Genomic DNA, 24,510 nt, shown 5'->3' on the forward strand with positions numbered 1-24,510 from the left:
CCCGTGATGGCAGGCTGACGAGCAAGCACCAGTCCGGGACCGTACTCGAACCATCCGGCTCCGTGTCGGACCGCGGTCCCGCGGGAAAGGGACGACGTCGCCATGGCAGACCATCTGGAAGCATCCGTCACTCTGCCGAGCGATCCCGCCTCGGTCTCCGCAGCCCGCACGTACGTCGTGGGCACGCTCGCGGAGTGGGGCCTGCCGTCGGACACCGACGTGGCCGACACCGTGCGGCTCATCGTCTCCGAACTCGCCACGAACGCCGTACAGCACACCTTCGGTCAATCACCCACCTTCACGGTTGACATCGCCCTGGACCGCGACGAACACCTCCGCATCGGCGTCACGGACAGTCATCCACGTTTTCCGAAGAGACTGCCCGCCGCCGTCCAGCAGGACAACGGTCGCGGCATGGTCATCATCCGCTGGCTCACCGCGGAGTGCGGCGGCAGACTCCGCGTCCGCCCCACCCGTGAGGGCGGCAAGACGGTCTCCATCGAACTCCCCTGGATCATCCCGGCCGAGCCGGTCCCGGCAGCGGGCCAGCAGGAGCCGTAGCCCTCCGGGCGGGGGCGGTTCGGTGGGGCGAGTTCTCTCCGGGGCACTACTCGCCGGGTCCGCGGACGACCGGTCGGGGACGTCGGGTGCGGGGGATGAGCGCTCGCCGGCGACACGCGCGCGGACGAGGGGGCGGTGGCGATGGGCCGGGGAGATCGGGCACGGGGATGAGTGTCGGGGGACGTCGGCGCGCGGTGACGGGGGCTCGGCGACGTCGGTGCGGCGCGAGTGGCCGGTGAGTGAGGGGCCGAGGCCGGCGGGCCGGGAGGTGGCGGCCGTATGAGGTTCTTCGGTGCGAGGCCAGGATGTCTGGCTGGGATGGGTGGGGCTCGGGCTTCCGCGATCGCCCGGTCCGGACGAAGCGGTATCGGGCCGCAGCGGCCCTACGTGCGGCGTGTCGAGACTCGGACCAAGAGACCGGGCTGCCGGGCCACCGCGCAGCAGGCATCGGAGCGGCTCGTCCGCGCCCGGCGCGGCCTGGTACGGCCGAGATGACGTAAGGGAGCGTTCCGGCCGTCGAGGGCCGCACCGGTCCGACGCCGCCGAGGTGCTCCACGGCGGACAGGGGCGTTGCTGCGCCCTGGGCCGACCCCCGGGCCGCCCGTGGGCTTCAGGCGGGCACCGGGGTGGCGCCGACTGTAATGGGAGCGGCCCAGCTGCTGGAGCCGCTCCCGCCCTGACAGGGGGTCAGCCGACCTGCCGTAGCAGACCGGATCGGCCAGCCGACCCCGCCGTAGCAGACCGGATCAGTTGACCCGGCCGTACCAGACGCTCTTCGTCCAGATCTTCTGGAGCCGCACCACGTCCCCGGTCCTCGGCGCGTGCCAGATCTTCCCGTGTCCGGCGTAGATGCCGACGTGGTAGACGTAGGAGCCGTAGTGGAAGAACACCAGGTCACCGGCCCGGCGACGGCCGACGGAGATGTGGTGCGTCTTGTTGTACTGCTGGGCGGCGGTACGCGGCAGGGTCTTGCCCGCCCTCTTGAACGAATAGAGCGTCAGCCCCGAGCAGTCGAACCTGCGCGGCCCGGTGGCCCCGTACTGGTACGGGGCCCCACTCTCGGAGGCCGCGACCTTCAGTGCTTTTGCCGCGAGCGTCGCGGCCGAGGCATCGGGGGCGAGACCGGGGACCACGATCGAGCCGCCGACGGCGGCGAGGGTGAGGGCCGAGGCCGTACCGGCCCGGGCCATGAGTGACGGGACACGATTGAGCGCAGTCATGCGCAACCCTTCGTCAGCCGCCTGTGAAGGATGACCTGTCGGATTCGGGCTGGCGAAGTTGCCCGGCCGCGTTGCCGCGGCTTCACCCCAAGGGCTGCGCGGAACCTCGGGCCGTCTGCGACGAGCAGACGAACATCCGTTCCGGCGACCCGTCTTGCCTGGGTCCTCCACTCCTGCCGATCCACTCCTGTCGACCGGTCATCCGGGCGGCGGCAGGACTCGGCGTCCGCCCGGACCGCCCCGCCGCGGTGGCGGGGGCTTGTCGTCGGACGGGATCTTCGCTCACACCGGTCCGAAAATCCCAACGCATCCGGGGATTTGTGGCGTTACTCACCACTCGCCCGTTCGGGTGGAGTGCGTGATGTTCGAGACATCGTCAGGTTCCGTGCGTAGCCCCGGACCTGGGATGACGCGCCTTTCCGCGAACGACGCACCGGTCTGGAGCGCAAGTCGCGAGGCCCGGAGAACGCTCCGGATATACACCGGACAGCGGTACGTCATTCGGGCCATTTCAAGTCCCGCCCGAGTAGCGCCGGTCGACGAGTGGATCCCGTACGGCTGGTCCGGCGTCCGGATCAGCCGACGCCGTCGGGCGGGAGCGCGACGCGCGCGGTACGGCGTTCACCGTCCAGGACCCGCAAGGCCCGTGCCAGCGTGTACCCGTGAAGCTCCGTCTCGCCCCGCTGGTGCATCAACGCGAGGGCGTCCCGCAGCTCTGCGGCCTTGCGCACCAGGGCCTGGGCGGCGCGCAGCCCGCGATAGGTGTCCCCGCCCTGCGCGGGGTTGATGCGGCCCAGCAGGTCGGCGGCCTCCAGGTAACGGTCGATCAGGTCGCCCTCGGCATGCGTCAGTGCGGGCAGCGGCGGCAGATCGGGCAGCATCGGCGGCTCACCTCGCGTCCGGTGCGCCGGGGGTGACCCGACGGCCGGGCACGACGGCGTCCACCAGGCCGTAGGCCACCGCCCCAGGGGCGTCCAGGACCAGGTCCCGCTCCAGGTCGCGGTGCACCTGTTCGGCCGTGCGCCCGGTGTGCCGTACCAGCATCTCCTCCGTCAGCGCGCGGACCCGGACCAACTCCTCGGCCTGGATGAGCAGGTCGCTGGGCTGGCCCTCCATCGGCTCGGCGAGCTGCGGCTGCGAGAGGACCATGCGCGCGCCGGGCAGGGTGAACCGCTTGCCCGGCGTGCCGGCCGTGAGCAGCAGGGCGGCGTGGGAGGCGGCCTGGCCCAGGCAGTAGGCCGCCACGTCGCAACTGACGTAGCGCATCGTGTCGTAGACCGCCGTCAGCGCGCTGAACGAACCGCCGGGGGAGTTGACGTACAGCGTGATGTCCCGCTCCGGGGCCGCGTGTTCGAGGTACATGAACTGCGCCATCACGTCGTTCGCGGCAGCGTCGTCCAGTGCGGTGCCGAGGAAGACGATCCGGTCCTCGAACAGCTTGCCGTAGGGGTCGAGCGTGCGAGTTCCGCCGCTGGTGCGCTCGGTGAACTCGGGCAGGACATGACGGGCGGACGTTCGGGACATGGGCACACCCCTTCTCATCGCACGGGCCTCGGGTGGACCCGGCTCTGTAAAAAATGTACAGGACGTACATGACGTAAGGTTGGGGCATGACCTACGAGATTCCGGTGACGCAAGCCAGGGCTGAGCTCGCCGAGCTGATCAACCGCGTGGTGTACGGCGGTGAGCGCGTCGTCGTGACCCGGCACGGCAAGCCGCTGGTCGCGCTGGTGTCGGCGGCCGATCTGGAGCGGCTGGACGCGCTGGAGGAGGCGGCCGAGGAGCAGGTCGTCAGCTCGGTCTCGGGCGTCCACGAGGTCGGTTCCGCCCCGCGCGAACAGCAGCGGTTCGGGATCGCCGCCGAGCATCGCCGTCCCGGCACGGCCGCCGAGCATCGCGGCCCGGGCGTCTCCTGACCCGCGCGGGTATCGGGGGTCCCATCGCGCGGTCATCTGTGGATCAAGGTCTGGTTAACGTCGCTGAAACTCCGGCGTTCTAACCTGCCGATCCACGCCATCAGGGGTTTTTCTGCCCGGATTGAGCACGATCCGGGGATTTGTCTGTGTGTTACATCTATCCCCGTCGTGATGGCTGCGGCAACCGGACCCCGCACGGTCCGGAGCAAGGACTGTGAGGTGGGACGTGCAACTGACCCCGCACGAGCAAGAGAGGCTGCTGATCCACGTGGCGGCCGACGTGGCCGAGAAGCGCAGGGCCCGCGGGCTCAAGCTCAACCACCCGGAAGCGGTCGCCCTCATCACGTCGCACATCCTCGAGGGCGCACGTGACGGCCGTACGGTCGCCGAACTCATGTCCTCCGGTCGCAAGCTCCTCACCAGGGACGACGTCATGGACGGGATCCCCGAGATGATCCACGACGTCCAGGTCGAGGCCACGTTCCCGGACGGCACCAAGCTCGTCACCGTCCACGAGCCGATCATCTGAGGGGCCGCGATGATTCCCGGAGAGATCCTGTTCGCGGACGACCCGGTCGTCTTCAACGAAGGCCGTGAGGTCACCCGTCTCACCGTCCTCAACGCCGCCGACCGGCCGGTCCAGGTCGGCTCCCACTACCACTTCGCCGAGGCCAACCCCGGCCTGGAGTTCGACCGTGCCGCGGCCCGCGGCAAGCGGCTGAACGTCGCCGCCGGCACCGCCGTGCGCTTCGAGCCCGGCATCCCCGTCGACGTCGAACTCGTGCCCCTCGCCGGCGCCCGGATCGTGCCGGGACTGCGCGGGGAGACCGGAGGTGCCCTCGATGCCTGAGATCGTCCGCGGCGCCTATGCCGACCTGTTCGGTCCCACCACCGGGGACCGCATCCGGCTCGCCGACACCGACCTGCTGATCGAGATCGAGGAGGACCGCTCCGGCGGACCCGGCATCTCCGGCGACGAGGCGGTGTTCGGCGGCGGCAAGGTCATCCGCGAGTCCATGGGCCAGTCCCGCGCCACCCGCGCCGACGGCACCCCCGACACCGTGATCACCGGTGCCGTCATCGTCGACCACTGGGGGATCGTCAAGGCCGACGTCGGAATCCGCGACGGCCGGATCGCCGCCATCGGCAAGGCCGGCAACCCGGACGCCATGGACGGCGTCCACCCCGACCTGGTCATCGGCCCCGAGACCGAGATCATCGCGGGCAACGGGCGGATCCTCACCGCCGGCGCCATCGACGCGCACGTCCACTTCATCTGCCCCCAGATCGCCGACGAGGCGCTGGCCTCCGGCATCACCACCCTGGTCGGCGGCGGCACCGGTCCCGCCGAGGGCTCCAAGGCCACCACCGTCACGCCCGGCCCCTGGCACCTCGCCCGGATGTTCGAGGCGATGGAGGCCTTCCCGGTCAACGTCGGCTTCCTCGGCAAGGGCAACACCGTCTCGCACGAGGCGATGCTCTCCCAGATCCGGGGCGGCGCGGCCGGCCTGAAGCTGCACGAGGACTGGGGCTCGACCCCGGCCGTCATCGACGCCGCGCTGACCGTCGCCGACCGGACCGGTATCCAGGTCGCCATCCACACGGACACCCTGAACGAGGCCGGTTTCGTCGGCGACACGCTCGCCGCCATCGCGGGCCGGGGCATCCACTCGTACCACACCGAGGGTGCCGGCGGCGGACACGCGCCGGACATCATGACCGTGGTCTCGCAGCCCAACGTGCTGCCCAGCTCCACCAACCCCACCCGGCCCTACACCGTCAACACCGCCGAGGAACACCTCGACATGCTGATGGTGTGTCACCACCTCAACCCGGCGGTCCCCGAGGACCTCGCGTTCGCCGAGTCCCGGATCCGGCCGTCCACCATCGGCGCGGAGGACGTCCTGCACGACCTCGGCGCGATCTCGATCATCTCCTCCGACTCCCAGGCCATGGGCCGCGTCGGCGAGGTCGTCCTGCGCACCTGGCAGACGGCCCACGTGATGAAACGCAGGCGCGGGGCGCTGCCGGGTGACGGACGTGCGGACAACCACCGCGTACGTCGATATGTCGCCAAGTACACGATCAACCCCGCGCTCGCCCAGGGCCTCGCCGCCGAGATCGGCTCCGTGGAAACCGGCAAGCTCGCCGACCTCGTGCTGTGGGAGCCGGCGTTCTTCGGGGTCAAACCGCACCTCGTGGTCAAGGGAGGGCAGATCGCCTACGCGCAGATGGGCGACGCCAACGCCTCCATCCCCACCCCGCAGCCGATCCTGCCCCGCCCGATGTACGGCGCGATCGGCCGGGCCCCGGCCGCCAATTCGGTCAACTTCGTGGCCCCGCCGGCGATCGAGGACGGACTGCCGGAGCGGCTCGGGCTCGGCAAGCGGTTCGTGGCGATCGCGTCCACGCGTGCGGTGACCAAGGCCGACATGCGCGAGAACGACGCCCGGCCCGACGTCCGGATCGACCCCGACAGCTTCGCCGTGCACATCGACGGCGAACTGGTGGAAGCGACTGCCGCGGCCGAACTGCCCATGGCCCAGCGTTACTTCCTCTTCTGATGTCCAGGGCAGCACTTCTCGTCCTGGCCGACGGCCGCTTCCCCGCCGGAGGGCACGCGCACTCCGGCGGGGCGGAGGCCGCCGTCAAGGCGGGCCGGATCACCTCCGCCGCGAGCCTGGAGGACTTCTGCCGGGGCCGGCTGCACACCGCCGGGCTGGTCGCGGGTGCGCTGGCGGCGGCCGCCGTACTCGGCGTGGCTCCAGGGGAGCTGGACGCGGCGGCGGACGCCCGTACGCCGTCGCCCGCGCTGCGGACCGCTGCGCGCAGGCTGGGGCGGCAGCTGCTGCGGGCCGCCCGAGCGAGCTGGCCGTCGGCCGAACTCGACGCGTTGGCCCGGCAGTTCCCGAAGGGCGCGCACCAGCCGGTGGTCCTCGGTCTGGCCGCGCGGTCCGCCGGGCTGGGGCCGGACGACGCGGCCTACTGCGCGGGGTACGAGAGCGTGAGCGGTCCGGCGACGGCCACGGTACGACTCCTGAGCCTCGACCCGTTCGATGCGACCGGTGTGCTGGCCCGGCTCGCGCCGGAGCTGGACCGCGTCGCGGATGCGGCGGTGGAGGCGGCGCGAAGAGTGCCCGAGGAGGGTGCTGATGCGCTGCCGGCCGCGTCGGGGCCCTTGCTGGAGGTCGGTGCGCAGTGGCATGCGAGCTGGCCCGTGCGGCTGTTCGCGTCGTAGATCGCCCCCGCCGCCCCTGCTTTTCCCGTCCTCCAGGGGCGCCGTCCCTTCGACCCCGCCAGGGGCTCCGCTCCCTGGACACCCGATCGGCCTGAACGGCCTCGTCCTCGAGTTCCCCCAGAGGGGGTGCCCCCAGACGGGCTGAGAGGACGAGCCTTCGTCACATTGGAGCCGTACATGCACCTCGACCACACCCACTCCGGCCCCGCCGCCCTCAGCGCGGACGCGCACCGGCCCGACGGATCGCGGCGCGCCCTGCGCATCGGGCTCGGCGGGCCCGTCGGGTCCGGGAAGACCGCGACCGTGGCGGCGCTCTGCCGGGCCCTGCGCGACGAGCTGTCGCTGGCCGTCGTCACCAACGACATCTACACCCGTGAGGACGCCGAGTTCCTGCTCCGGGAGGCCGTGCTGCCGCCCGAGCGGATCACGGCCGTGGAGACGGGCGCCTGCCCGCACACCGCGATCCGCGACGACATCTCCGCCAACCTCGAAGCCGTGGAGGACCTGGAGGACGCGGTCGGCCCGCTGGACCTGATCCTCGTCGAGTCCGGTGGCGACAACCTCACCGCGACCTTCTCCAAGGGGCTGGTGGACGCGCAGATCTTCGTGATCGACGTGGCGGGCGGCGACGACATCCCGCGCAAGGGCGGCCCTGGTGTCACCACCGCCGACCTGCTCGTCGTCAACAAGACAGACCTCGCGCCCCACGTCGGCTCCGACCTCGCCCGGATGGCCGCCGACGCCAAGGTGCAGCGCGCCGAACTCCCGGTCGTCTTCCAGTCGTTGCGCAGCGAGCCCGGCGTCGCCGACGTGGCCGCCTGGGTACGCGAGCGGCTCGCCGCGTGGACGGCGTGACCGGCACCGGGGTGCGGGCGGACGCGCGGATCGTGGCCCGCGCCGACGGCCGGGGTGGCACCGCGCTGCCCGTACTGGACAGCGACGGCCCGCTGGCCCTGCGCCGCACCCGGTCCGTCGGCCGCGAGGCGAGAGTCATGGTCGTCGGCGCGATGAGCGGCCCGCTCGGCGGCGACCGTTTCACGCTCACGGCGAGCGTGGCGGAGGGCGCCCGGCTGCACGTCGGCTCGGCCGCCGCCACCCTCGCCCTGCCCGGTCAGGCCAAGGGCGAGGCCCGCTACGACGTACGGCTCGACGTGGCCGACGACGCCGAACTGCACTGGCTCCCGGAGCAGTTGATCTCGGCCCGCGGCAGCGACCTGCACGTCACCACCCGGGCCGAACTCGCCGCGGGAGCCCGGCTCGTGCTGCGCGAGGAGCAGGTGCTCGGGCGGGCCGGGGAGGAACCCGGGCGGCTCGGTAGCAGGCTGACCGTGCGGATCGCGGGCCGTGTGGTGCTGGACCAGGAACTGTCGTGCGGCCCGGGCGCCCCGGGCGGCTGGGACGGACCGGCGGTGCTGGCGGGGCATCGCGCGGTGGGCCAACTTGTCGTCGTACGACCCGATTTCGCTCAAGAGCCGCCCGAGCCTCAGGTGCTGGGCGACTGCGCAGCCCTGATGCCACTGGCCGGTCCGGCAGCACTGGTGAGTGCCGTGGCGCCGGACGCACTGCGCCTGCGACGAGTCCTGGACGAGGCACTGACGTACCTCGGCTGAAGTACGCCTCTCCCAACCGAACATGACCATCCGTTTATCGGATTGGTAAAGATGGCGGGCACCCCCTGTTCTCAGACGGTCCACAGCCGAGAGGATCCCCCGAACTGACCACTCGCAGTGATCCTGATGTAGGGGGAGGGGCCCACTTGAGGGAGAACAGACCGAAGAGCCGCCTGCTGGCGCTCGGTTCGGCCGGAGCGCTCGTCACCGCCACCCTGATCGCCGGTGCCGTCTCGGCGCCTGCGGCCAGCGCCGCCGGCCGGCCCGGCCCGGACCGGGAGGCCAAGGGCGCCGAGATCGCCGCCGCCCGCGCCGCCAAGGCCGGCATCGACTGGAAGGACTGTCCGGCCGACTGGGGGCTGGAGAAGCCCATCCAGTGCGGCTGGGTGAGCGTCCCGCTCGACTACGCGCACCCGTACGGCAAGCAGATCGAGCTCGCCGTCGACCGCATCGGCAACACGGGGACCAAGGAGGAGCGCCAGGGCGCCCTCGTCTACAACCCGGGCGGTCCCGGTGGCTCCGGCCTGCGCTTCCCGCGCCGGGTCACCACCAAGAACCCCGTCTGGGCGAACGTATCCAAGGCCTACGACTTCGTCGGTTTCGACCCGCGCGGCGTCGGCCACTCCGCGCCCATCTCCTGCGAGGACCCGCAGGAGTTCGTGAAGGCGCCGAAGATGGACCCGGTGCCGGACACCGAGGCGGACAAGACCGCCCAGCGCAAGCTGGCCCGCGAGTATGCGGACGGCTGCCTGGAGCGCACCGGCCAGGCGATGCTCCAGCAGATGACCACGCCGAACACCGCCCGCGACCTGGACGTCATCCGCGCCGCCCTGGGCGAGAAGAAGCTCAACTACCTCGGCGTCTCCTACGGCACCTACCTCGGCGCCGTCTACGGCACCCTTTTCCCGGGCCACCTGCGCCGCATGATCGTGGACAGCGTGGTCAACCCGGCCCGCGAGAACATCTGGTACCAGGCCAACCTGGGCCAGGACATCGCCTTCGAGGGCCGCTGGAAGGACTGGGAGGACTGGGTCGCCGCGAACGACGCCACCTTCCACCTCGGCACCACCCGCGACGCCGTCCAGGCCAAGTGGCTCCAGCTGCGCGCCACCGCCAAGAAGAACCCCATCGGCGGGGTCGTCGGCCCGGCCGAGCTGATCGCCTTCTTCCAGAGCGCGCCGTACTACGACTCCTCGTGGGTGCCGGTCGCCACGGTGTTCAGCAAGTACGTCGCCGGTGACACCCAGGCGCTGGTCGACGCCGCCGCACCCGACATGTCCAACACGGCCGGCAATGTCTCCGCCGAGAACGGCAACGCCGTCTACACGGCCGTCGAGTGCACGGACGCCAAGTGGCCCACCAGCTGGAAGAGGTGGGACAAGGACAACACCGAGCTCAACAAGAGCTACCCGTTCATGACCTGGGCCAACGCCTGGATGAACCTGCCCTGCGCCACCTGGCCGGTCAAGCAGCAGACCCCGGTCGACGTGCGGACCCACAAGGGCCTGCCGCAGGTGCTGATCGTGCAGTCCACCCGGGACGCGGCCACCCCGTACGAGGGCGCCGTCGAACTGCACAAGCGGTTCCAGGGCTCCCGTCTGATCACCGAGAAGGACGCCGGCTCGCACGGTGTGACCGGCCTGGTCAACCCGTGCGTCAACCAGCGCGTCGACTCCTACCTGGTCGACGGCAAGCTGGACGGCGCGGACGTGACCTGCGACCCGCACGCCACGCCCAAGCCGTAACCGGGATCGTACGGCGACGAGGGGCGGCCGGGCTCTCCGGCCGCCCCTCGCTCATGCCCTCGCTCTCGCCACGCGCTCACGCGGCGAACCGGGTGTCCTCGGCCGTGTAGTCGAACAGGTCCGGATACACCTGGGCGAGGAGCGGGAAGCACTCCCGCCAGTCCCGGCCGGCGAGCGCGTCCGTCAGCCACTCGACCGTCTCCGGCAGGCTCTCGGCGTACGAGACCACCGGCCGGTAGCCCAACTCCCGTTCGGCGGCGGACATGTCGAAGACGACCGGCAGCGGAACCGACCAGGGGGTCCGGCCGACGGAGCCGTCGGGAGGGCCGTCGAGGAGGGTCGTCTCCGTCTCCACGCCCATCACCGCGTCGACCGCCGCGCCGATCTCGGTCGCCGTCGGGGCCTCGCCGTCACAGGCGTTGAGCACCCGGGCACCGGGCCGGGCCGCGGCCAGCCGTACGAGCTCGGCGATGTTCCGGGCACTCGACGGATGGAACCGGCTCTCGCCCTCGTACGACAGCACCCGCCTGCGCCTGCCGTCCAGATTCCGCTTGACGAAGTACAGCTCACGGGGCAGCGGGCTGTACGGCCCGTGCACCGCGCCCGGCCGCAGCACGGTCACCGGCAACCGGTCGGCCACCACGAGGAGTTCGTGTTCCAGCGCGACCTTGCGCGTGCTGTACGACGCGTCGGCCGGAGCCACCGTCGGCTGGGTCTCGGGGACCGGCACCGGGTAGGCCGGAAAGCCGTCCGGCTCGTGCAGCGTGTCGAAGTTCCGGCCCTTGCCGTCGTCGTACACGGACACGCTGGAGATCACGACCGCCGAGCCGACACGGCCCGCCAGGGACGTCAACTGCCGTGCGTGCGCGGCGCCGTAGGCGACCATGTCGACCACCAGGTCGCAGCCGTCGCCGACCACCGCGGCCAGGGCCGTGTCGTCGGAGCGGTCCAGCCGGACCGTCCGTACCCCGTCACCCCACGCCCGGTCCCGGCCGCCGCCCCGCGAGGCCGCAGTCACCTCCCAGCCGTCCCGTGCCAGCGCCTCCACCGCCGGACGGCCGATCTGTCCGCTCGCCCCGATCACCACAGCTGTCTTCATGGGGCGAGCCTAGGTACGCGGGCCGCCGCGGCGGTGGAGCTTCTGCCGTCGGCAGAGGCGTTCAGCTCAGCGGCGCACGCGGGAACCTGCGTTCCCTGGTGCCCTGCTCCGCGGCCGACCGTTCCTTGACGACGGCCGCGTACTCGTCGACGTACTCCTGCTCGGACAGCACCAGGATGGCGTACATGATCTCGTCGGTGACGGCCCGCAGGATTGCCTTCTCCTGTTCCATGCCGGCGTAGCGGGAGAAGTCGAGCGGCTTGCCGAAGCGGATGGTGACCGGATGGACGTTCGGGATGACCTTCCCGGGCGGCTGGGCCTCGAACGTGCCGATCATCGCGCACGGTACGACCGGCACCCCGGCCTTCAGCGCCATCACCGCGACGCCGACCTTGCCCTTGTAGAGCCTGCCGTCGTGCGAACGGGTGCCCTCCGGGTAGATCCCCAGCAGCTCGCCCCTGCCCAGCACCTTCAGGCCCTCGCGGATCGCCGCCTGACCCGCATCCTTGCCCGAGCGGTCCACCGGGATCTGCCCGGCGCTGCGGAAGAAGAACGCGGTGAGCCGGCCCTTGAGCCCCGGGCCGGTGAAGTACTCCGCCTTGGCGAGGAAGGTGATCCGGCGCCTGAGCATCGCCGGCATCAGGAAGTGGTCGGAGAAGGACAGATGGTTCCCGGCGACGATCGCGGGGCCGGAGTCCGGCACGTTCTCCAGGCCCTCGATCCGCGGCCGGAAGACCAGTCTCAGCAGGGGACCCAGCAGCACGTACTTGAGCAAATAGTAGAACATGGCTCGCTCCTCACATTACCAGCTCCCCGTGGAACCGGCGTTTCCCCAGGTCAACTCATCAATGGCGGGTGCAGACCGATGTGCACCTGTCGTCATCTGTAGCCACGTTCGGTCGGTCTCATGCTGACCCTTTGCTGAGTTACCTGATGACCCGTTAGGTGAGGCGCGTACCCCAGGACCGCCGCAAGTAGGGCTCAGCACTTCGGCCGCCTGACCACCACCGACTCCAAGACCTCGACCTCGCAGAACCACAGCCCGACCAAGAAGCCGACAGGCGAACCCGCTCACACTCCGTGCGTGCCTGCCGGTAAACCCAACGACGACACCCCTGACAGATCGAAGCCCATCTTGTCGGACTTCACTACGCCGGGCGCCGACTTCTCGCCCGCTCTTTGAGCAGACGTGACCGACGAAGCAACGTGGGCAATCGCCGGCCAGTTCCCGCGCCTACGCCGGAGTCGACGCCCCCCTGGGCGAGTGGGTCTGATGCGCGATCGGGTGACATCTGAACTGGCTTGCCTTGTCGGGCGGGTGGAAAGGATGTCGCTGTGCCCAAGCCTTATCCGGAAGAGTTCCGCCAGGACGTCGTGCGGGTCGCGAGGAACCGCGGCCCGGGTGTGACGGTGGAGCAGGTGGCCACCGACTTCGGGGTCCACCCGATGACGTTGTGGAAGTGGATGCGCCGGGCGGATATCGACGACGGGACCAAGTCCGGGGTGACCAGCCCGGAGAGCGCGGGACTGCGGGAAGCACGTCGGCGGATCAAGCTGCTGGAGCAGGAGAACGAGGTCCTGCGCCGGGCCGCGGCCTATCTGTCGCAGGCGCATCTGCCGGGAAAAGGATCTACCCGCTCGTGAAAGAGCTGGCCGCGGACGGGGTGCCGTCACGGTGACGTGCCGGGTGCGCGGATGAAGTCCCGCCTCGCCGTAGCCGCCCTGGACAACGCCGTGGCCCGGCGTGAACACGTCGCCGGGTGCATCCTGCACAGCGATCGCGGATCGCAGTTCCGGTCCCGGAAGTTCGTCCGAGCCCTCGACCACCACCAGATGGCCGGATCGATAGGGAGAGTCGGGGTGGCCGGCGACAACGCGGCCATGGAGTCCTTCTTCAGCCTGCTGCAGAAGAACGTCCTCGACCGCCGGACCTGGGCCACCCGTGAAGAACTGCGGATCGCGATCGTGTCCTGGATCGAGAGGACCTACCACCGGCGCCGCAGACAAGCCGCACTCGGCCGGCTGACACCCGTCGAATTCGAGACCGTCATGACCACACCGGCCCTCCAGGCCGCGTGACCGAACCTGTCACCCGAACCTGCATCAGACCCCACCTGCAGGCGCTCCAGACGGGTGACAGGTGGGGTGTGGGGCCGGGCAGGTGCGGCAGCGCGGCCGGTCGAGGCAGGCCGGCAGGGTCCTCGCCGGGGGCGGTCCGGGACGCCGCAGCCGGCGTATTCGACGAGGGCCCGGCAGGTCAGTCCACGGACGGGACGAGAATGCTGCTGAGCGGCGGTTTCCCGGTGATCAGGGGCAGGTGCGAAACCCTTGGGCCGTCAGGGGGCCGTCGGGGGCTCGCGGGCCGTGCGGTACATCGCGTCGACAGCCTTCCGCGTACGCGCCCCGCCGCTCGGCAAGAGACGGGTGCAGGTCCGGAGCGTGAACCCGGTGTCGGCACGGCCGAGGTAGGCGATCAGGGCCCTGACGCTCTCTCTCCTGCGTCGAGGGCACCGAAGCGGAGAAGTGCCGGAGCGCGCGCATGCCGTCTTCGCGCGCTTCCTTGTACCGCTTCCCCGGCCCGGGCTCGGGGATCGGTCCCGCCGCAGCGAGGGCGGGCTTCCAGGCGTGCGCGTTGAAGGCGTTGCGCCAGACGGCCCCGCCCTCGGCGGCTGTGGAGAACAGGAGCTTGTGCAGGACCCCGGGCAGCGGATCCGCCTCGTCAACCGGCAGGCTGGATATCTCCCTTTGCCGAACTCCGCAACCGGCTCCGACATCGACCATGGCCCGGAACCCGTCAGGCAGCCCCCACCGCACGGCGGGATTGCACGCGGCGGCCGTCGTCAACAGCGGCGGAGAGCACCGCCGGCACGTTCCCCGGTCTCACCGGTTCGGGCGTTGCCCGGTCGGTGTAGTGCTTTTCCTCGAATTCGACGGGGCTGAGGTAATCGACCCGTTTCTGGCGGCGGGTCAGGGCGCCGTCGAACGGGTCCGCTTGATGCACGTGCACTGCCCCGGGCTCAAGGAAACGTCGCAGCACATATGGGCTTCAATGACCCGAGTCGTGTGTTGACTTCAAGGCACCCAGGCCACGTGTGATTATATCGTGACAGTGAAGGGTCCTCGCCTTCCATTTCCCCTGGCCCCCCGATGCGCATGAGTGGGAGGAATCCATTTCATGACAGATGGCAACGAAAATGCGCGTGCGGAACGATCACGCGGGAACTTGAGCAGGCGACGCCTTCTTCAAGGGACAGCGGGCACCTTCGGTGCCGCTCTGGCCTCCGCCGGCATCTACGAGATGATCGACAGCATTGCAAAACCACCGGACCGGGCCGCTGCCGCCGACAGCATCCAGGAACAATACATCCTGCAGAACGAGCAGGTGGTCAAGGTCGATGGCTCGGGCGTGAAGAGCAGCAAGGGCACGATTGCGGTCCGGGTGCCGGCCCTGCATGATCATGTCATTACCGCAAAGCTGAATGTGCCGGCGAAAGCCAAGGCGTTGCAGGAGGCGCAGCACCACCTCGAGTCCGCCCTCCTGGATCTGGAAGGCAGATTTCCGCCCACTCCGACAGGAGTGGCCACCACGGTGGCCTGGGGACTTCCCTACTTCCACCACTACATCCCGACCCTGGGCAAGACGTCAGACTTCTTCAAGGCGGGAACACGTTACCCAACGTATCTGCCGGTCGATTTGACGTCCTCCAAGGCGGAGGGCCATACCGTGTACGCGCTGCAGGAGGCCAGGACGTTTCCCAGCGACGAGCCCCCGCCCGGTTTCGGGCCGGTCCGCCTGGAACAGAACGACGTGGCCGTGCTACTCCGCAGCGACTCGCTCGCCCATGTCAAGGAGGCCCAAAAGGCCCTCTTCGGGCTTGGGAGCAACCAGGCGGGCAGCTTGTTCAAGGTGACGAGTATCCGCCAGGGCTTCTCCGGGGGCGGTTTCTACGGGCAACAGGGCCTGCCGAGCAAGCTGGCGCTGGCGGCCAATATCCCCGGCGCACACTCGATCCCTCGACAGGCGCAGGGTTTCCTCGGCTTCGCCACCACCCTGGACTCGAACATGGGACCCGGCAACATCGCGAGTCTGGAGACCCTGCCTGGCGTCACCGATCAGTGGCCCAACGGTTACTTCAAACAGGGGACCACCATGCATCTCTCGCACCTGTTTCAAGACCTGGTGGCCTGGTACGAACAGAAGTACCGCACGTACGCCGATCGCGTCCAGGCGATGCTGCAGCCCGGCCTCTCGCCCGCGCCGGGTACGTTCGCCCTCCAACCGCCAGGTCAAAGTGAGGCCGAAGTGGCGCAAGGGGTCAAGCAGTACCACGCCTACGGCCACACGGGGAGCATGTCGAAGGTGGACAGCACCACATCATCGACGACCAGCAATTACGGGAAGGTCTACCCCAGCGGGACGACCATCCCCGTGCGCGGGGATTTCGACACGCTGGACAACCCGTTCCACTACACATCCGATCCGACGGGAGACCACTACAGCAGCAAGAAAGCGGCCGGGCTGCACTTCATTTCGTTCCAGCCGACTATTGGGATCTTCAATCTCGTTCGGCTCTCGATGGACGGCCACTATCCCGACAGGACACTCCCCATCGCACCGCGCAGCCCCCACGCCGGCATCAACTCGGTCCTGCACACGACCCACCGGCAGAACTATCTGGTTCCACCACGCCGCCACCGCTCCTTCCCGCTCGCCGAGTTCCTCGTCTGAGTGGGTGTCGTGCCGGAGAGCGAAGCGCCCGGGTCGTGTGCCGGCGGTGGCCCCCGGCGTGCGCCGGGGCGGGCTCACTCGGCCGAGCGCGGGGTCACGGGGCAACCGGCCGGATTCCCGCGGCCCGGTCGGTCGCGGGGCGGCGCAGGTGATGGGCGAGGAAGGCGACGCAGCGGGCGACGACCGGAGCGACGTCGGCGTTGAGGAAGATGTGCTCGGCGTCCGGTACGGCGACGAGCTCCGCGTGGTTGCCTGCGGCCCGCAGGAGTCCGGCCAGGCGCTCGCTGTGCTCGAAGGGGACAAGCGTGTCGTGGGTCCCGTGGACCAGGAGGAAGGGCGGCGCCGGGGACCGCGCGTAGCTGACCGGGCTGGCGGCCGCCGCCAGGTGCAGCCGGTCGGCCGGGTCGCCGCCCAGGAGGGTGACGAAGGGGTCGTGGGGGCCAGGCGCGTCCGGCAGTAGCGCCCCCACGTCGGTGATCCCGTACCAGTCCACGACTGCTCCGACCGTCGTGTCGCCCTGTGCGATCCCTTCCGTTCCCTCGAGCGAGGGGTGGGCTGCGCCGGTGAGCCCGGCCAGCGCGGCCAGGTGCCCGCCGGCGGACTCCCCCCACAAGCCGATCCGCGTCCGGGCGATCCCGAGCGTCCCGGCGTAGTGGCGCAGGTAGCGGATGGCCGCCTTGACGTCGTGCAGTTGGGCGGGGAAGGGGGCTTCGCGGGCGTGGCGGTAGTCGATGGTGGCGACGGCGAGTCCGGCCCGCAGCAGGGAGCCGAAGAGGAGGTCCGCGCTCACGGTCGGCGGCGGGTGGCGCCGGTCGCCCTCCATCCAGGCGCCGCCGTGGATCCAGACCACCACGGCGGGGGGTTCGGCAGCCGTCGGCACGGACAGGTCCAGCAGCCGCGGCCGGTAACCGGAGTTGGTGGCGTAGCTCAGCCCGTCGTATCGGCGGACGCCGTCGGCGGCGGTGGTGGGGGCGGTCGGTGGGAGCTGTACCGGCGGTACGGCGAGTTCGGGCGGCGGCCAGGTGATGGGCTCGGAGGGCAAGGCTGCTCCAGGTGTCGTCGGGGGAGGGGTGCGCGGCGCCGGTGCGGCTCAGGGGTGGACGAGGACGACGTCGAGGATTCGGGGGCCGTGGACGCCTTCGACACGTTCGAGTTCGATGTCGCTGGTGGCGGAAGGACCGGAGATCCAGGTGAGCGGGCGGTTCGGTGACAGCCTCGCCACGGCGGCCGGAACCGAGGCGACGACCTGTTCCGGGGCGCGCACTACGCAGAGGTGGTGGTCGGGGATCAGGCTCAGCGCACGCCGGCCCTGTCCCGGGCCGCCGTCCAGCACGATCGTGCCCGTCTCGGCGATGGCCAGAGCGCAGCCCGTCACCACGCTGTCCGCCTCGTCGCAGGCGCGCGGGCTCAGCGGCGGGGTGTCGGTGAGCCGTTTGACCACGGCCTCGGACAGCCACTCCTCGGGCAGCCCCTCGGGGACGACGACCGTACGCGCGCCCCGCAGGGCCAGCACCGCGGCCAGCGTCGCGGGCAGCGCGGCGGGGTCGCACCGGTGCACGGTCGCGCGGTACTCGGTGAGATGGTCCTGGAGCAGGTCCAGCAGCGCACCGGGGTCGTCCGCGGCGTGTGCGGCCCGGTAGTCGCGGGCGACGGGGACGTCCTCGGGCCGCTCCTGGCGGGGGACGTCGCTCAGGGCCGTGCGGATACGGCCGAGCACCATGTCCCGGCTGCTCATGGGCGCTCCTCGGTCGTTCGGTTGGCGCGCCACCAGTCGCGGAAGGGCTCGGCCGGCATACGGGGCAGATCGCGGGACTCGCTCCAGGCTCCGCTGCCGGGGCCGGGCAGGCGGCGGGGGTGCAGCCGTCGGGTACGGGAGGCGGTGCGCTCGGCCGCGGCGAGAACCGCCGGTCGGTCGAGGATCCAGCCGGCCGCGCGAATGGCGGCCTTCTCCAGCCGGTGGCCCGCACCGCCCTCTTCGGCCACCCGTTCGCGGAGGTGGACGAGGACTTCGGGGATGTCGATGGCGACCGGGCAGACCTCGTAGCAGGAGCCGCACAGCGAGGAGGCGTAGGGCAGGGAGGCGTCCAGTGCGGTACCGGTCCCGCGGAGTTGGGGGGTGAGGATGGCTCCGATGGGGCCGGGGTAGGGCGAGCCGTAGGCGTGGCCGCCGGCGCGTTCGTAGACGGGGCAGACGTTGAGGCACGCGGAGCAGCGGATGCAGCGCAGCGCCTGGCGGCCCACTTCGTCGGCGAGGATGGCGGTGCGGCCGTTGTCGAGCAGGACCAGGTGGAATTCCCGGGGCCCGTCGCCTTCGGTGGTGCCGGACCACATCGAGGTGTACGGGTTCATCCGTTCGGCGGTGGAGGAGCGGGGCAGGGTCTGGAGGAAGACCTCCAGGTCCCGCCAGGTGGGTACGACTTTCTCGATGCCCACCACGGAGATCAGCGTCTCGGACAGGGTCAGGCACATCCGGCCGTTGCCCTCCGACTCCACGACGACCACCGTGCCCGTTTCGGCGACCATGAAGTTCCCGCCGGAGACGGCCACTTTGGCGCGCAGGAACTTCTCGCGCAGGTGCAGGCGGGCGGCCTCGGCAAGTTCCGCGGGATCGTCGGTGAGCCCCTCGGGCGCCGGGCGCCCCCACTGGCTCATGCTCTCGCGGAAGACGTCCCGGATCTCGCCCCGGTTTTTGTGGATCGCCGGGACCAGGATGTGGGAGGGCCGGTCGTCGCCCAACTGCACGATCAGTTCGGCGAGGTCGGTCTCGTAGGCGGTGATGCCTTCGGCGGCCAGGGCTTCGTTGAGGCCGATCTCCTGGGTGGCCATGGACTTGACCTTGACGACCTCGGTCTCCCCGGTGGCCTTGATCAGGTCGGCGACGATCCGGTTGGCCTCGCCGGCATCGGCCGCCCAGTGCACCACACCGCCGGCTCGGGTGACAGCCGCCTCCAACTGCTCGAGGTAGTGGTCGAGATGGCGCAGCGTCCGGTCCTTGATCGCGGCTCCGGCGGCGCGCAGTCGTGCCCAGTCGTCCAGCTCGGCGACGGCCTGCGCGCGCTTGGCGCGGATGGTGCCGGTGGCCCGGGTCAGGTTCGCCCGCAGACGGGTGTCCTGGGTGGCGGCGGCGGCCGCGCGGGGGAAGGCGGGCATCCCCAGGTACGTACCGGTCATCGCAAGGGTTCCGTTCGGGTGGAGGCAAGGATTTCGGCGAGGTGCAGCGGGCGCAGGTCACTGCCCCGCCGGCGCAGCATCCCGTCCAGGTGCATGAGGCAGGAGTTGTCGGCGCCGCACAGCACGCGGGCGCCGGTGGACTCGGCGTTGCGGATCTTGTCGGCGCCCATGGCCGCCGAGACATCGGAGTTCTTCACCGCGAAGGTGCCCCCGAACCCACAGCACTCGTCCGCGCCGGGGAGTTCGACCAGTGCCAGGCCCTCGACCGCCTCCAGCAGCCGCCGGGGACGGTCACCGAGTCCCAGCACCCGCAGTCCGTGACAGGACGGGTGGTAGGTGACGGTGTGGGGGAAGTACGCGCCGACGTCGGTGACGCCCAGTACGTCGACCAGGAACTCGGTGAACTCGTGGACGCGGCCGGCCAGGGAGCGAGCCTGTTCGGCGAGGTCGTCGCCCCGCCCCTCGGCGGCGGCGCGGGCACCGAGCCGGGGATAGTTGTCTCGGATCATGGCCACGCAAGAGCCGGACGGGGCCACCACGTGGTCGTATCCGTCGAACGCCCTGGCCATGCGGCGCACCAGCGGCTCGGTCTCCCGGCGGTAGCCGGTGTTGTACTGCGGCTGGCCGCAGCACGTCTGTTCGAAGGGGAAGTCCACCTCGACGCCGAGTCGTTCGAGGACAGTGACCGTGGCGATCGCCGTGGCGGGGTGGACGGCGTCGTTGACGCAGGTGGGGAAGAGGGCGACGCGGAGGGGACTCATTCCTTGGTCGCTCCGGCGAGCATCCCGGAGACCAGTGTGCGCTGCGAGAACAGGAAGAGCACCAGAACGGGCAGGATGGCGACGATGATCGCCAGGGCCAGTTCCGGGATGGTGATGTTCAGACCCGCCCCGGCGACCGGGTTGAACGACGGGGTGGACGTCAGCAGCTGGTTCAGGCCCACCTGGACGGGGAACTGCTCGCTGTTCGGCAGGACGAGGTACGGCAGGAAGAAGTTGTTCCAGTTGCCCACGAAGCTGAAGAAGGCGACCAGTCCGACCACCGGCTTCGCCAGCGGAAGCGCGATGCGCGAGAAGAGCTGCCACTCCGAACAACCGTCGATCCGCGCGGCCGACAGCAGGTCCCTGGGCAGGCTGCTCCCGAAGTAGATGTACACGAGGTACACGCCGAACGGGTAGAAGGAGAAGGGCAGGATCACCGACCATATGGTGCCGATCAGGTGGAAGCGGTTGAGTTCCAGGAAGACCGGCAGCACCAGGGTGGCCTGCGGCATGATCATCGTGACCAGGGTGATCATGAGGAGCGTCTTGCGTCCGCGGAACTTCGTCAGGGCCAGCGCGTATCCGGCGGGCACGCTGACGGCCAGCGTCAGGATGAGCGAACCACCGGAGTAGATGGCCGAGTTGCGCAGCCAGGTGACCATGGCGCCGTCCTGGAAGGCGAACAGGTGCCGCCAGGCGGCGCCGATCTGCCGGAACGAGCCGAAGGAGAACGGGTTGTCCTGCACCACTTGGCCGGCGGTCTTCGACGGCGCGAGCAGCAGCCAGATCACCGGCAACACGAAGAACACCAGCAGCAGGGCCAGCAGGAGGCCCACCACCAGGAAGGAGGCGGCCCGGGAAGGGTGGAAGCGCCGGCCCGCCGCTGCCGAGGGGAGAGTGGTCTTTGTCATTTCTCGTCCAACTTGAACAGGTTCGATCGGGCCACCAGCAGTCCGGCCGCCAGGAGCCCCAGCGCAAGCAGGAAGACGGAGATGGCGGCGGCGCCGTTGAAGTCGCCCTGCTGGAAGGCGTAGACGTAGGCGAGCTGGTTGGGTGACCACGTGGGGCTCACCCGGCCGAGGCTGGCGGTCTGGAGCAACTGGGGCTCGACGAACAGCTGGGTGCCGGTGGCGAACGCCATGATTGCCATGTAGACGATCCACTGCCGGATCATCGGGATCTGGATGTGCCAGGCGGTGCGCCAGGGCCCCGCGCCGTCCATCCGGGCGGCTTCCAGCACCTCGTCGGGGATGTTGTTCAGCGCCCCGTACATCACGACCATCCAGCCGCCGGCGCCGGTCCAGAAGGCGATCAGCATGAGGATCAGCGGCAGGTTGCCGGGCGAGAGCACGGCCGCGAAGGTCTGCAGTCCCATGCTCTTGAGCATCCAGGCCACCGGGCTGACGTCCGGGTCCAGCATGAACAGCCATACCAGGACGCTGGCGACCCCGGCGAGGGCGCCGGGAATGTAGTACAGGAAGCGGAAGAGCGCCGAGGTGCCCGGCCGCACCCGGCTGCGCAGGACCACCGCGACCAGGACCACCAGGACGACGAGTGTGACCAGCCACATGACCAGGTAGATCAGCATGTTCGTGAAGGCCGGCACGAAGCGGTAGTCCTGGGCGACCTTCACGAACTGGTTGAGTCCGGTGAACTGGCCGTGGTCGTTGGTGAGCGCCAGGTAGAACGAGTAGCCGGTGGGGAAGACACCGAACGCCAGCAGCAGCACCGCGTAGCCGGCGACGAAGAAGTAGCCCGCGAGACCGCGGCCCCTCCGCCGCGACGTGATGCCGCGGCGGAGGGGGGAGACGGCGACGCGCTCGGTCTCCAGCAAGGTCATTGGTTGACCACCTGGTATCCGTGGGCCTTCGCCTCGTTGCTGATCTCCTGCTGCCACGCCGGCAGGGTCGAGGTCAGGGACTTGCCGGCGGTCAGGGCAGGCAGCACGACGCTGGACCAGGCGGTGGCGTCCGGGAACTTGGTGTTCGACCAGCCGGTCCACACCTCGTTGGCGGCCTCCTGGAAGGGCTTGCTCACGTCGTTGGCGAAGTAGTCGCTGTTGGCCGGGTTGGCCAGCCACGCCTGCGCGGCCTTGGTGTAGGCCGGGTAGGTCGGCGCGGACGTCTGGTTCTCGTCGGAGGTGGTCAGCCAGGTGGCCAGGTCCGTGGACGCCTTGAGGTTGGCGCTGTGCGAGGACACCATCCACACGCCGCCGCCGACGTTTCCGGTGGCGGTCGTGGTCTCACCCTTCCAGGTCAGCGGGGACGCCGCGGCGATCTGCTTGGCCGGGGCGTTGAAGGCGGCCTTGAAGAGGTACTGGCCGTACCAGGACGGGCCGTACGCCATCAGGACCTTGCTGCCGCTCTGCTTGGCAAAGCCCTGGCTGAAGAAGCCCTTGGTGGTGACGGCCTTCGCGGAGATCAGCCCGTCCAGCAGCTTTGCCATCCGGGTGCAGTTCGGGTCCTGCAGGGCGCTGCGCAGAGTGTCCGGCTTCGTCAGGCTGAACGCCGGGCACCGGCCGGACCAGAAGTACGACTCGTGGGAGTTGGTGTCGCCGACGGAGCCCACGAGGTAGCCGGGGTGGTCCTTGGCGACCTGCTTGCCCAGGGCTTCGTAGTCCTCCCAGGTGGTGGGGACCTTGTATCCCCACTTGTCCATGAGGGTCTTGTTGTACCAGAGAACGACCTGCGCGATGTCGTTGCGCAGGCAGTAGGTGTGGCCGTTGAACTGGCAGGGCGCGAGGGAGCCCTTGGCGAAGCCGTCCAGCGTGCTCTGGGGTACGAGCTTGTCGTCCAGGGGCGCGGCGAACGGCTGTGCGCCGGGCTTGGTGGGCTCCGACGCCCAGGTCACGTCGGTGGGTGAACCGAACACCACGTCCGGCCAGCCGCTGCCGGTCCGGTCGAAGAGCTGCACCTTCGTCTGGAGATACGTGGAACCGTCGGCACCGCCGTCGTACGTGACGATCTTCATCTTCACGTTCGGGTGCGACTTCTGGTAGGCCTGCACCGACGGCAGGCGGGTCGAGTCGGCCCACACCGTGATCTGCGAGCCGTCCTTCTGCGTGACCGGCTTGAACGCCGACCCCGAGGAGGAGGCATCGGTGGAGGTGTTGGCGCTGGCGCACCCGGCCAGCACAGCCGCCATGGCCAGCGAGAGCACGGCCCCGGCAGTGCGCAGCACCGTGCGGCGTCGGCCGACTCTCGGAGATCCGGAAGACCTCATCGTCTTGCCTTTCTTGTTTCTTGCGTGGGACAGGTAACGCGCCTGATGGGGGGCGCCGGCTGTGGTGGCGGTCCGGGCGGACGGCCACCATCCGGTCAGCGCGGCTGCTCGACGAACGGCAGGAGTTCCTTGCCATAGCCGAAGTCGAGCGGGAGGGCTATGCCAGGCCCCGTGGGGGCGTGCACCAGACCCTGGTCGTCCACATGGCGCTCGCGGACGACCTTCGCCGCGGTCACCAGGGACTCGTAGTAGGTGGTGTTGGAGATGGCCATGCACAGGTGGTGGTTTGGGATGTCCGAACCGTGCACCTCGGCCCGCAGCCGGTAGGCGTCGGCGAGGTGTGCGGTGCGCATGGCGCCGGTGATGCCACCCCGGAGGGTGGTGCCGGCCCGCACCCCGAAGGTGGCGGCACCGGCCCGGATGAAGTCCGCGGAGTTCATGTGCGCTCCGTCGGAGGTCTCGGCCACCAGCAGCGGTATGTCCACGGCCGCTGCCAGCCTCTGGTACGCGGAGATGCTGAACTCGCGCATCGGCTCCTCGTACCAGAGGTAGTCGGCCTCGGAGAGCGCCCGGCCCAGGCGGATCGCGTCGGGCAGGTCGAAGCCGGCCGACCCGTCGTACATGAGGGGGATCGACGGACCGACGTGGTCGCGCAACGCCAGGCACAGCTCGGCGTCACGCCGGGCATCGCCCCAGGCGTGCAGCTTGATACCGCGGTAGCCCAGTTCCAGGCACTGGTCCGCCACGTCGAGGAACTCCGCGATGCTGGAGAACGTCGAGGTGGAGGCGTAAGCGGGGATCGCCTCCCGGAAGCCGCCCAGCAGGCGCCAGACCGGCTGACCGTGGTACCGGCCGGCCAGGTCCCACAGGGCGGTGTCGATCAGGCCCAGGGCGGGGAGCGGGAGCTCGTGGATACGGTCCAGCTCCCACACCCGGTGCCACAGCCATTCCCGCTGGAACGGGTCGGCTCCGACCAGTTCCTCGCGGAAGACCCGCTCCACCAGGTCCCGCAGGGTGGCGAAGGCTCCGGGCCGGGCGAACAGCGCCACCCCCTCGGCTCCCTCGTCGGTGCCGATGCGCAGCACCGCGCCGTCGCCCACCGGAGCGCTTCCGCTCAGTCCGTCCCTCCAGCGGAAGGGCGGGCTGGCCGCCGGAACTTCGATCCGGTGTACCTCGACATGGGTGATCTTCATCCTGATGTCATTTCTCTGTGAGCGGGCGGGCTCCAGGGGCGCGTA

General features: G+C 70.0%; 24 protein-coding genes, 1 pseudogene and 1 riboswitch. Of the genes and pseudogenes, 11 read left to right on the top strand and 14 right to left on the bottom strand.

Annotation, left to right across the window (positions count from 1 at the left end):
• The first annotated feature begins 102 nt into the window (after positions 1 to 102).
• A complete protein-coding gene (locus tag AB0M27_RS13035; protein ID WP_365720936.1) occupies positions 103 to 561 on the top strand; it encodes an ATP-binding protein in 459 nt (152 codons plus the stop codon).
• 746 nt (positions 562 to 1,307) lie between these two features.
• On the opposite strand, the gene AB0M27_RS13040 is transcribed toward AB0M27_RS13035, so the two are convergent.
• The 3 genes from AB0M27_RS13040 to AB0M27_RS13050 form a co-directional block, all read right to left on the bottom strand.
• On the bottom strand, positions 1,308 to 1,781 hold the full coding sequence (locus AB0M27_RS13040) for a C40 family peptidase (RefSeq protein WP_365720938.1): 474 nt from the start codon (positions 1,779 to 1,781) through the stop codon (positions 1,308 to 1,310).
• 3 nt (positions 1,782 to 1,784) lie between these two features.
• Positions 1,785 to 2,006, bottom strand: a riboswitch (cyclic di-AMP (ydaO/yuaA leader).
• A 350-nt stretch (positions 2,007 to 2,356) separates the two neighbouring features.
• Positions 2,357 to 2,662, bottom strand: coding sequence for a hypothetical protein (locus tag AB0M27_RS13045; protein WP_365720940.1), 306 nt, complete (start codon positions 2,660 to 2,662; stop codon positions 2,357 to 2,359).
• A 7-nt stretch (positions 2,663 to 2,669) separates the two neighbouring features.
• Positions 2,670 to 3,305, bottom strand: a complete 636-nt coding sequence (locus AB0M27_RS13050; protein ID WP_365720942.1) for an ATP-dependent Clp protease proteolytic subunit — start codon at positions 3,303 to 3,305, stop codon at positions 2,670 to 2,672.
• An 86-nt stretch (positions 3,306 to 3,391) separates the two neighbouring features.
• On the opposite strand from AB0M27_RS13050, the gene AB0M27_RS13055 reads away from it, so the two are divergent.
• The 8 genes from AB0M27_RS13055 to AB0M27_RS13090 all read left to right on the top strand — a co-directional run bounded on the left by AB0M27_RS13055 (position 3,392) and on the right by AB0M27_RS13090 (position 10,290).
• Positions 3,392 to 3,697, top strand: coding sequence for a type II toxin-antitoxin system Phd/YefM family antitoxin (locus tag AB0M27_RS13055; RefSeq protein ID WP_365720944.1), 306 nt, complete (start codon positions 3,392 to 3,394; stop codon positions 3,695 to 3,697).
• 226 nt (positions 3,698 to 3,923) lie between these two features.
• On the top strand, positions 3,924 to 4,226 hold the full coding sequence (locus AB0M27_RS13060; RefSeq protein ID WP_365720946.1) for an urease subunit gamma: 303 nt from the start codon (positions 3,924 to 3,926) through the stop codon (positions 4,224 to 4,226).
• A 9-nt stretch (positions 4,227 to 4,235) separates the two neighbouring features.
• Positions 4,236 to 4,547 carry an urease subunit beta gene (locus AB0M27_RS13065; protein WP_351807854.1) on the top strand — a complete coding sequence of 104 codons (312 nt, stop codon included), beginning with the start codon at positions 4,236 to 4,238 and terminating at the stop codon, positions 4,545 to 4,547.
• Complete coding sequence (locus AB0M27_RS13070; RefSeq protein ID WP_365720948.1) at positions 4,540 to 6,261, top strand: urease subunit alpha; 1,722 nt, start codon at positions 4,540 to 4,542, stop codon at positions 6,259 to 6,261. Before AB0M27_RS13065 ends, AB0M27_RS13070 begins: the two co-directional genes overlap by 8 nt.
• A complete protein-coding gene (locus AB0M27_RS13075) occupies positions 6,261 to 6,935 on the top strand; it encodes an urease accessory UreF family protein (protein WP_365720950.1) in 675 nt (224 codons plus the stop codon). The genes AB0M27_RS13070 and AB0M27_RS13075 overlap by 1 nt, the downstream gene beginning before the upstream one ends.
• A gap of 177 nt (positions 6,936 to 7,112) precedes the next feature.
• Positions 7,113 to 7,790 (top strand): urease accessory protein UreG, encoded by a 678-nt coding sequence (ureG, locus tag AB0M27_RS13080; RefSeq protein WP_365720952.1) that lies wholly within the window; start codon positions 7,113 to 7,115, stop codon positions 7,788 to 7,790.
• Positions 7,778 to 8,545, top strand: a complete 768-nt coding sequence (locus tag AB0M27_RS13085) for an urease accessory protein UreD (protein WP_365720954.1) — start codon at positions 7,778 to 7,780, stop codon at positions 8,543 to 8,545. Before ureG ends, AB0M27_RS13085 begins: the two co-directional genes overlap by 13 nt.
• Before the next feature lie 146 nt (positions 8,546 to 8,691).
• Positions 8,692 to 10,290: an alpha/beta hydrolase gene (locus tag AB0M27_RS13090; RefSeq protein ID WP_365720956.1), complete on the top strand. Its 1,599-nt coding sequence runs from the start codon at positions 8,692 to 8,694 to the stop codon at positions 10,288 to 10,290.
• Between the two features lie 76 nt (positions 10,291 to 10,366).
• Here AB0M27_RS13090 and AB0M27_RS13095 read toward each other — a convergent pair whose 3' ends face one another.
• Both AB0M27_RS13095 and AB0M27_RS13100 read right to left on the bottom strand, forming a co-directional pair.
• Positions 10,367 to 11,389: an NAD(P)-dependent oxidoreductase gene (locus tag AB0M27_RS13095; RefSeq protein WP_365720958.1), complete on the bottom strand. Its 1,023-nt coding sequence runs from the start codon at positions 11,387 to 11,389 to the stop codon at positions 10,367 to 10,369.
• A gap of 61 nt (positions 11,390 to 11,450) precedes the next feature.
• Complete coding sequence (locus AB0M27_RS13100; RefSeq protein WP_365326940.1) at positions 11,451 to 12,176, bottom strand: lysophospholipid acyltransferase family protein; 726 nt, start codon at positions 12,174 to 12,176, stop codon at positions 11,451 to 11,453.
• A gap of 548 nt (positions 12,177 to 12,724) precedes the next feature.
• On the opposite strand from AB0M27_RS13100, the pseudogene AB0M27_RS13105 reads away from it, so the two are divergent.
• A pseudogene (locus AB0M27_RS13105) lies at positions 12,725 to 13,468 on the top strand (transposase).
• Positions 13,469 to 14,183: 715 nt separating this feature from the next.
• Here the strand turns inward: AB0M27_RS13105 and AB0M27_RS13110 are convergent.
• The gene (locus tag AB0M27_RS13110; RefSeq protein WP_365720960.1) at positions 14,184 to 14,390 is read right to left on the bottom strand and encodes a hypothetical protein; all 207 of its coding nucleotides are present in this window, start codon (positions 14,388 to 14,390) and stop codon (positions 14,184 to 14,186) included.
• 174 nt (positions 14,391 to 14,564) lie between these two features.
• Here AB0M27_RS13110 and AB0M27_RS13115 point away from each other — a divergent pair, with 174 nt between their 5' ends.
• Entirely contained in the window at positions 14,565 to 16,118 is a 1,554-nt protein-coding gene (locus AB0M27_RS13115) for a hypothetical protein (RefSeq protein WP_365720962.1), read from the top strand.
• Positions 16,119 to 16,212: 94 nt separating this feature from the next.
• On the opposite strand, the gene AB0M27_RS13120 is transcribed toward AB0M27_RS13115, so the two are convergent.
• The 8 genes from AB0M27_RS13120 to AB0M27_RS13155 all read right to left on the bottom strand — a co-directional run bounded on the left by AB0M27_RS13120 (position 16,213) and on the right by AB0M27_RS13155 (position 24,465).
• Positions 16,213 to 17,160: an alpha/beta hydrolase gene (locus AB0M27_RS13120; protein WP_365720964.1), complete on the bottom strand. Its 948-nt coding sequence runs from the start codon at positions 17,158 to 17,160 to the stop codon at positions 16,213 to 16,215.
• 48 nt (positions 17,161 to 17,208) lie between these two features.
• Positions 17,209 to 17,853, bottom strand: a complete 645-nt coding sequence (locus tag AB0M27_RS13125; RefSeq protein ID WP_365720966.1) for an LUD domain-containing protein — start codon at positions 17,851 to 17,853, stop codon at positions 17,209 to 17,211.
• Positions 17,850 to 19,289 carry a lactate utilization protein B gene (locus AB0M27_RS13130; protein WP_365720968.1) on the bottom strand — a complete coding sequence of 480 codons (1,440 nt, stop codon included), beginning with the start codon at positions 19,287 to 19,289 and terminating at the stop codon, positions 17,850 to 17,852. The genes AB0M27_RS13125 and AB0M27_RS13130 overlap by 4 nt, the downstream gene beginning before the upstream one ends.
• A complete protein-coding gene (locus AB0M27_RS13135) occupies positions 19,286 to 20,050 on the bottom strand; it encodes a (Fe-S)-binding protein (RefSeq protein WP_365720970.1) in 765 nt (254 codons plus the stop codon). Before AB0M27_RS13135 ends, AB0M27_RS13130 begins: the two co-directional genes overlap by 4 nt.
• Positions 20,047 to 20,961, bottom strand: a complete 915-nt coding sequence (locus AB0M27_RS13140) for a carbohydrate ABC transporter permease (protein ID WP_365720972.1) — start codon at positions 20,959 to 20,961, stop codon at positions 20,047 to 20,049. The genes AB0M27_RS13135 and AB0M27_RS13140 overlap by 4 nt, the downstream gene beginning before the upstream one ends.
• Positions 20,958 to 21,890 carry a sugar ABC transporter permease gene (locus AB0M27_RS13145; RefSeq protein ID WP_365720974.1) on the bottom strand — a complete coding sequence of 311 codons (933 nt, stop codon included), beginning with the start codon at positions 21,888 to 21,890 and terminating at the stop codon, positions 20,958 to 20,960. Before AB0M27_RS13145 ends, AB0M27_RS13140 begins: the two co-directional genes overlap by 4 nt.
• On the bottom strand, positions 21,887 to 23,272 hold the full coding sequence (locus AB0M27_RS13150; protein WP_365720976.1) for an extracellular solute-binding protein: 1,386 nt from the start codon (positions 23,270 to 23,272) through the stop codon (positions 21,887 to 21,889). The genes AB0M27_RS13145 and AB0M27_RS13150 overlap by 4 nt, the downstream gene beginning before the upstream one ends.
• A 95-nt stretch (positions 23,273 to 23,367) precedes the next feature.
• Positions 23,368 to 24,465, bottom strand: a complete 1,098-nt coding sequence (locus AB0M27_RS13155) for an enolase C-terminal domain-like protein (protein ID WP_351346749.1) — start codon at positions 24,463 to 24,465, stop codon at positions 23,368 to 23,370.
• Positions 24,466 to 24,510: the final 45 nt, after the last annotated feature.

The organism is Streptomyces sp. NPDC052107 (assembly GCF_040680215.1).
Classification (GTDB): Bacteria; Actinomycetota; Actinomycetes; order Streptomycetales; family Streptomycetaceae; genus Streptomyces.

Bases quoted from the DNA above. Each gene is read 5' to 3' on its own strand.
- AB0M27_RS13140 (WP_365720972.1), bottom strand. From the start codon at position 20,961: ATGACAAAGACCACTCTCCCCTCGGCAGCGGCGGGCCGGCGCTTCCAC.
- AB0M27_RS13150 (WP_365720976.1), bottom strand. From the start codon at position 23,272: ATGAGGTCTTCCGGATCTCCGAGAGTCGGCCGACGCCGCACGGTGCTG.
- AB0M27_RS13070 (WP_365720948.1), top strand. From the start codon at position 4,540: ATGCCTGAGATCGTCCGCGGCGCCTATGCCGACCTGTTCGGTCCCACC.
- AB0M27_RS13125 (WP_365720966.1), bottom strand. From the start codon at position 17,853: ATGAGCAGCCGGGACATGGTGCTCGGCCGTATCCGCACGGCCCTGAGC.
- AB0M27_RS13115 (WP_365720962.1), top strand. From the start codon at position 14,565: ATGACAGATGGCAACGAAAATGCGCGTGCGGAACGATCACGCGGGAAC.
- AB0M27_RS13075 (WP_365720950.1), top strand. From the start codon at position 6,261: ATGTCCAGGGCAGCACTTCTCGTCCTGGCCGACGGCCGCTTCCCCGCC.
- AB0M27_RS13040 (WP_365720938.1), bottom strand. From the start codon at position 1,781: ATGACTGCGCTCAATCGTGTCCCGTCACTCATGGCCCGGGCCGGTACG.
- ureG (WP_365720952.1), top strand. From the start codon at position 7,113: ATGCACCTCGACCACACCCACTCCGGCCCCGCCGCCCTCAGCGCGGAC.
- AB0M27_RS13035 (WP_365720936.1), top strand. From the start codon at position 103: ATGGCAGACCATCTGGAAGCATCCGTCACTCTGCCGAGCGATCCCGCC.
- AB0M27_RS13145 (WP_365720974.1), bottom strand. From the start codon at position 21,890: ATGACCTTGCTGGAGACCGAGCGCGTCGCCGTCTCCCCCCTCCGCCGC.
- AB0M27_RS13130 (WP_365720968.1), bottom strand. From the start codon at position 19,289: ATGACCGGTACGTACCTGGGGATGCCCGCCTTCCCCCGCGCGGCCGCC.
- AB0M27_RS13050 (WP_365720942.1), bottom strand. From the start codon at position 3,305: ATGTCCCGAACGTCCGCCCGTCATGTCCTGCCCGAGTTCACCGAGCGC.
- AB0M27_RS13065 (WP_351807854.1), top strand. From the start codon at position 4,236: ATGATTCCCGGAGAGATCCTGTTCGCGGACGACCCGGTCGTCTTCAAC.
- AB0M27_RS13095 (WP_365720958.1), bottom strand. From the start codon at position 11,389: ATGAAGACAGCTGTGGTGATCGGGGCGAGCGGACAGATCGGCCGTCCG.
- AB0M27_RS13045 (WP_365720940.1), bottom strand. From the start codon at position 2,662: ATGCTGCCCGATCTGCCGCCGCTGCCCGCACTGACGCATGCCGAGGGC.
- AB0M27_RS13135 (WP_365720970.1), bottom strand. From the start codon at position 20,050: ATGAGTCCCCTCCGCGTCGCCCTCTTCCCCACCTGCGTCAACGACGCC.
- AB0M27_RS13100 (WP_365326940.1), bottom strand. From the start codon at position 12,176: ATGTTCTACTATTTGCTCAAGTACGTGCTGCTGGGTCCCCTGCTGAGA.
- AB0M27_RS13155 (WP_351346749.1), bottom strand. From the start codon at position 24,465: ATGAAGATCACCCATGTCGAGGTACACCGGATCGAAGTTCCGGCGGCC.
- AB0M27_RS13055 (WP_365720944.1), top strand. From the start codon at position 3,392: ATGACCTACGAGATTCCGGTGACGCAAGCCAGGGCTGAGCTCGCCGAG.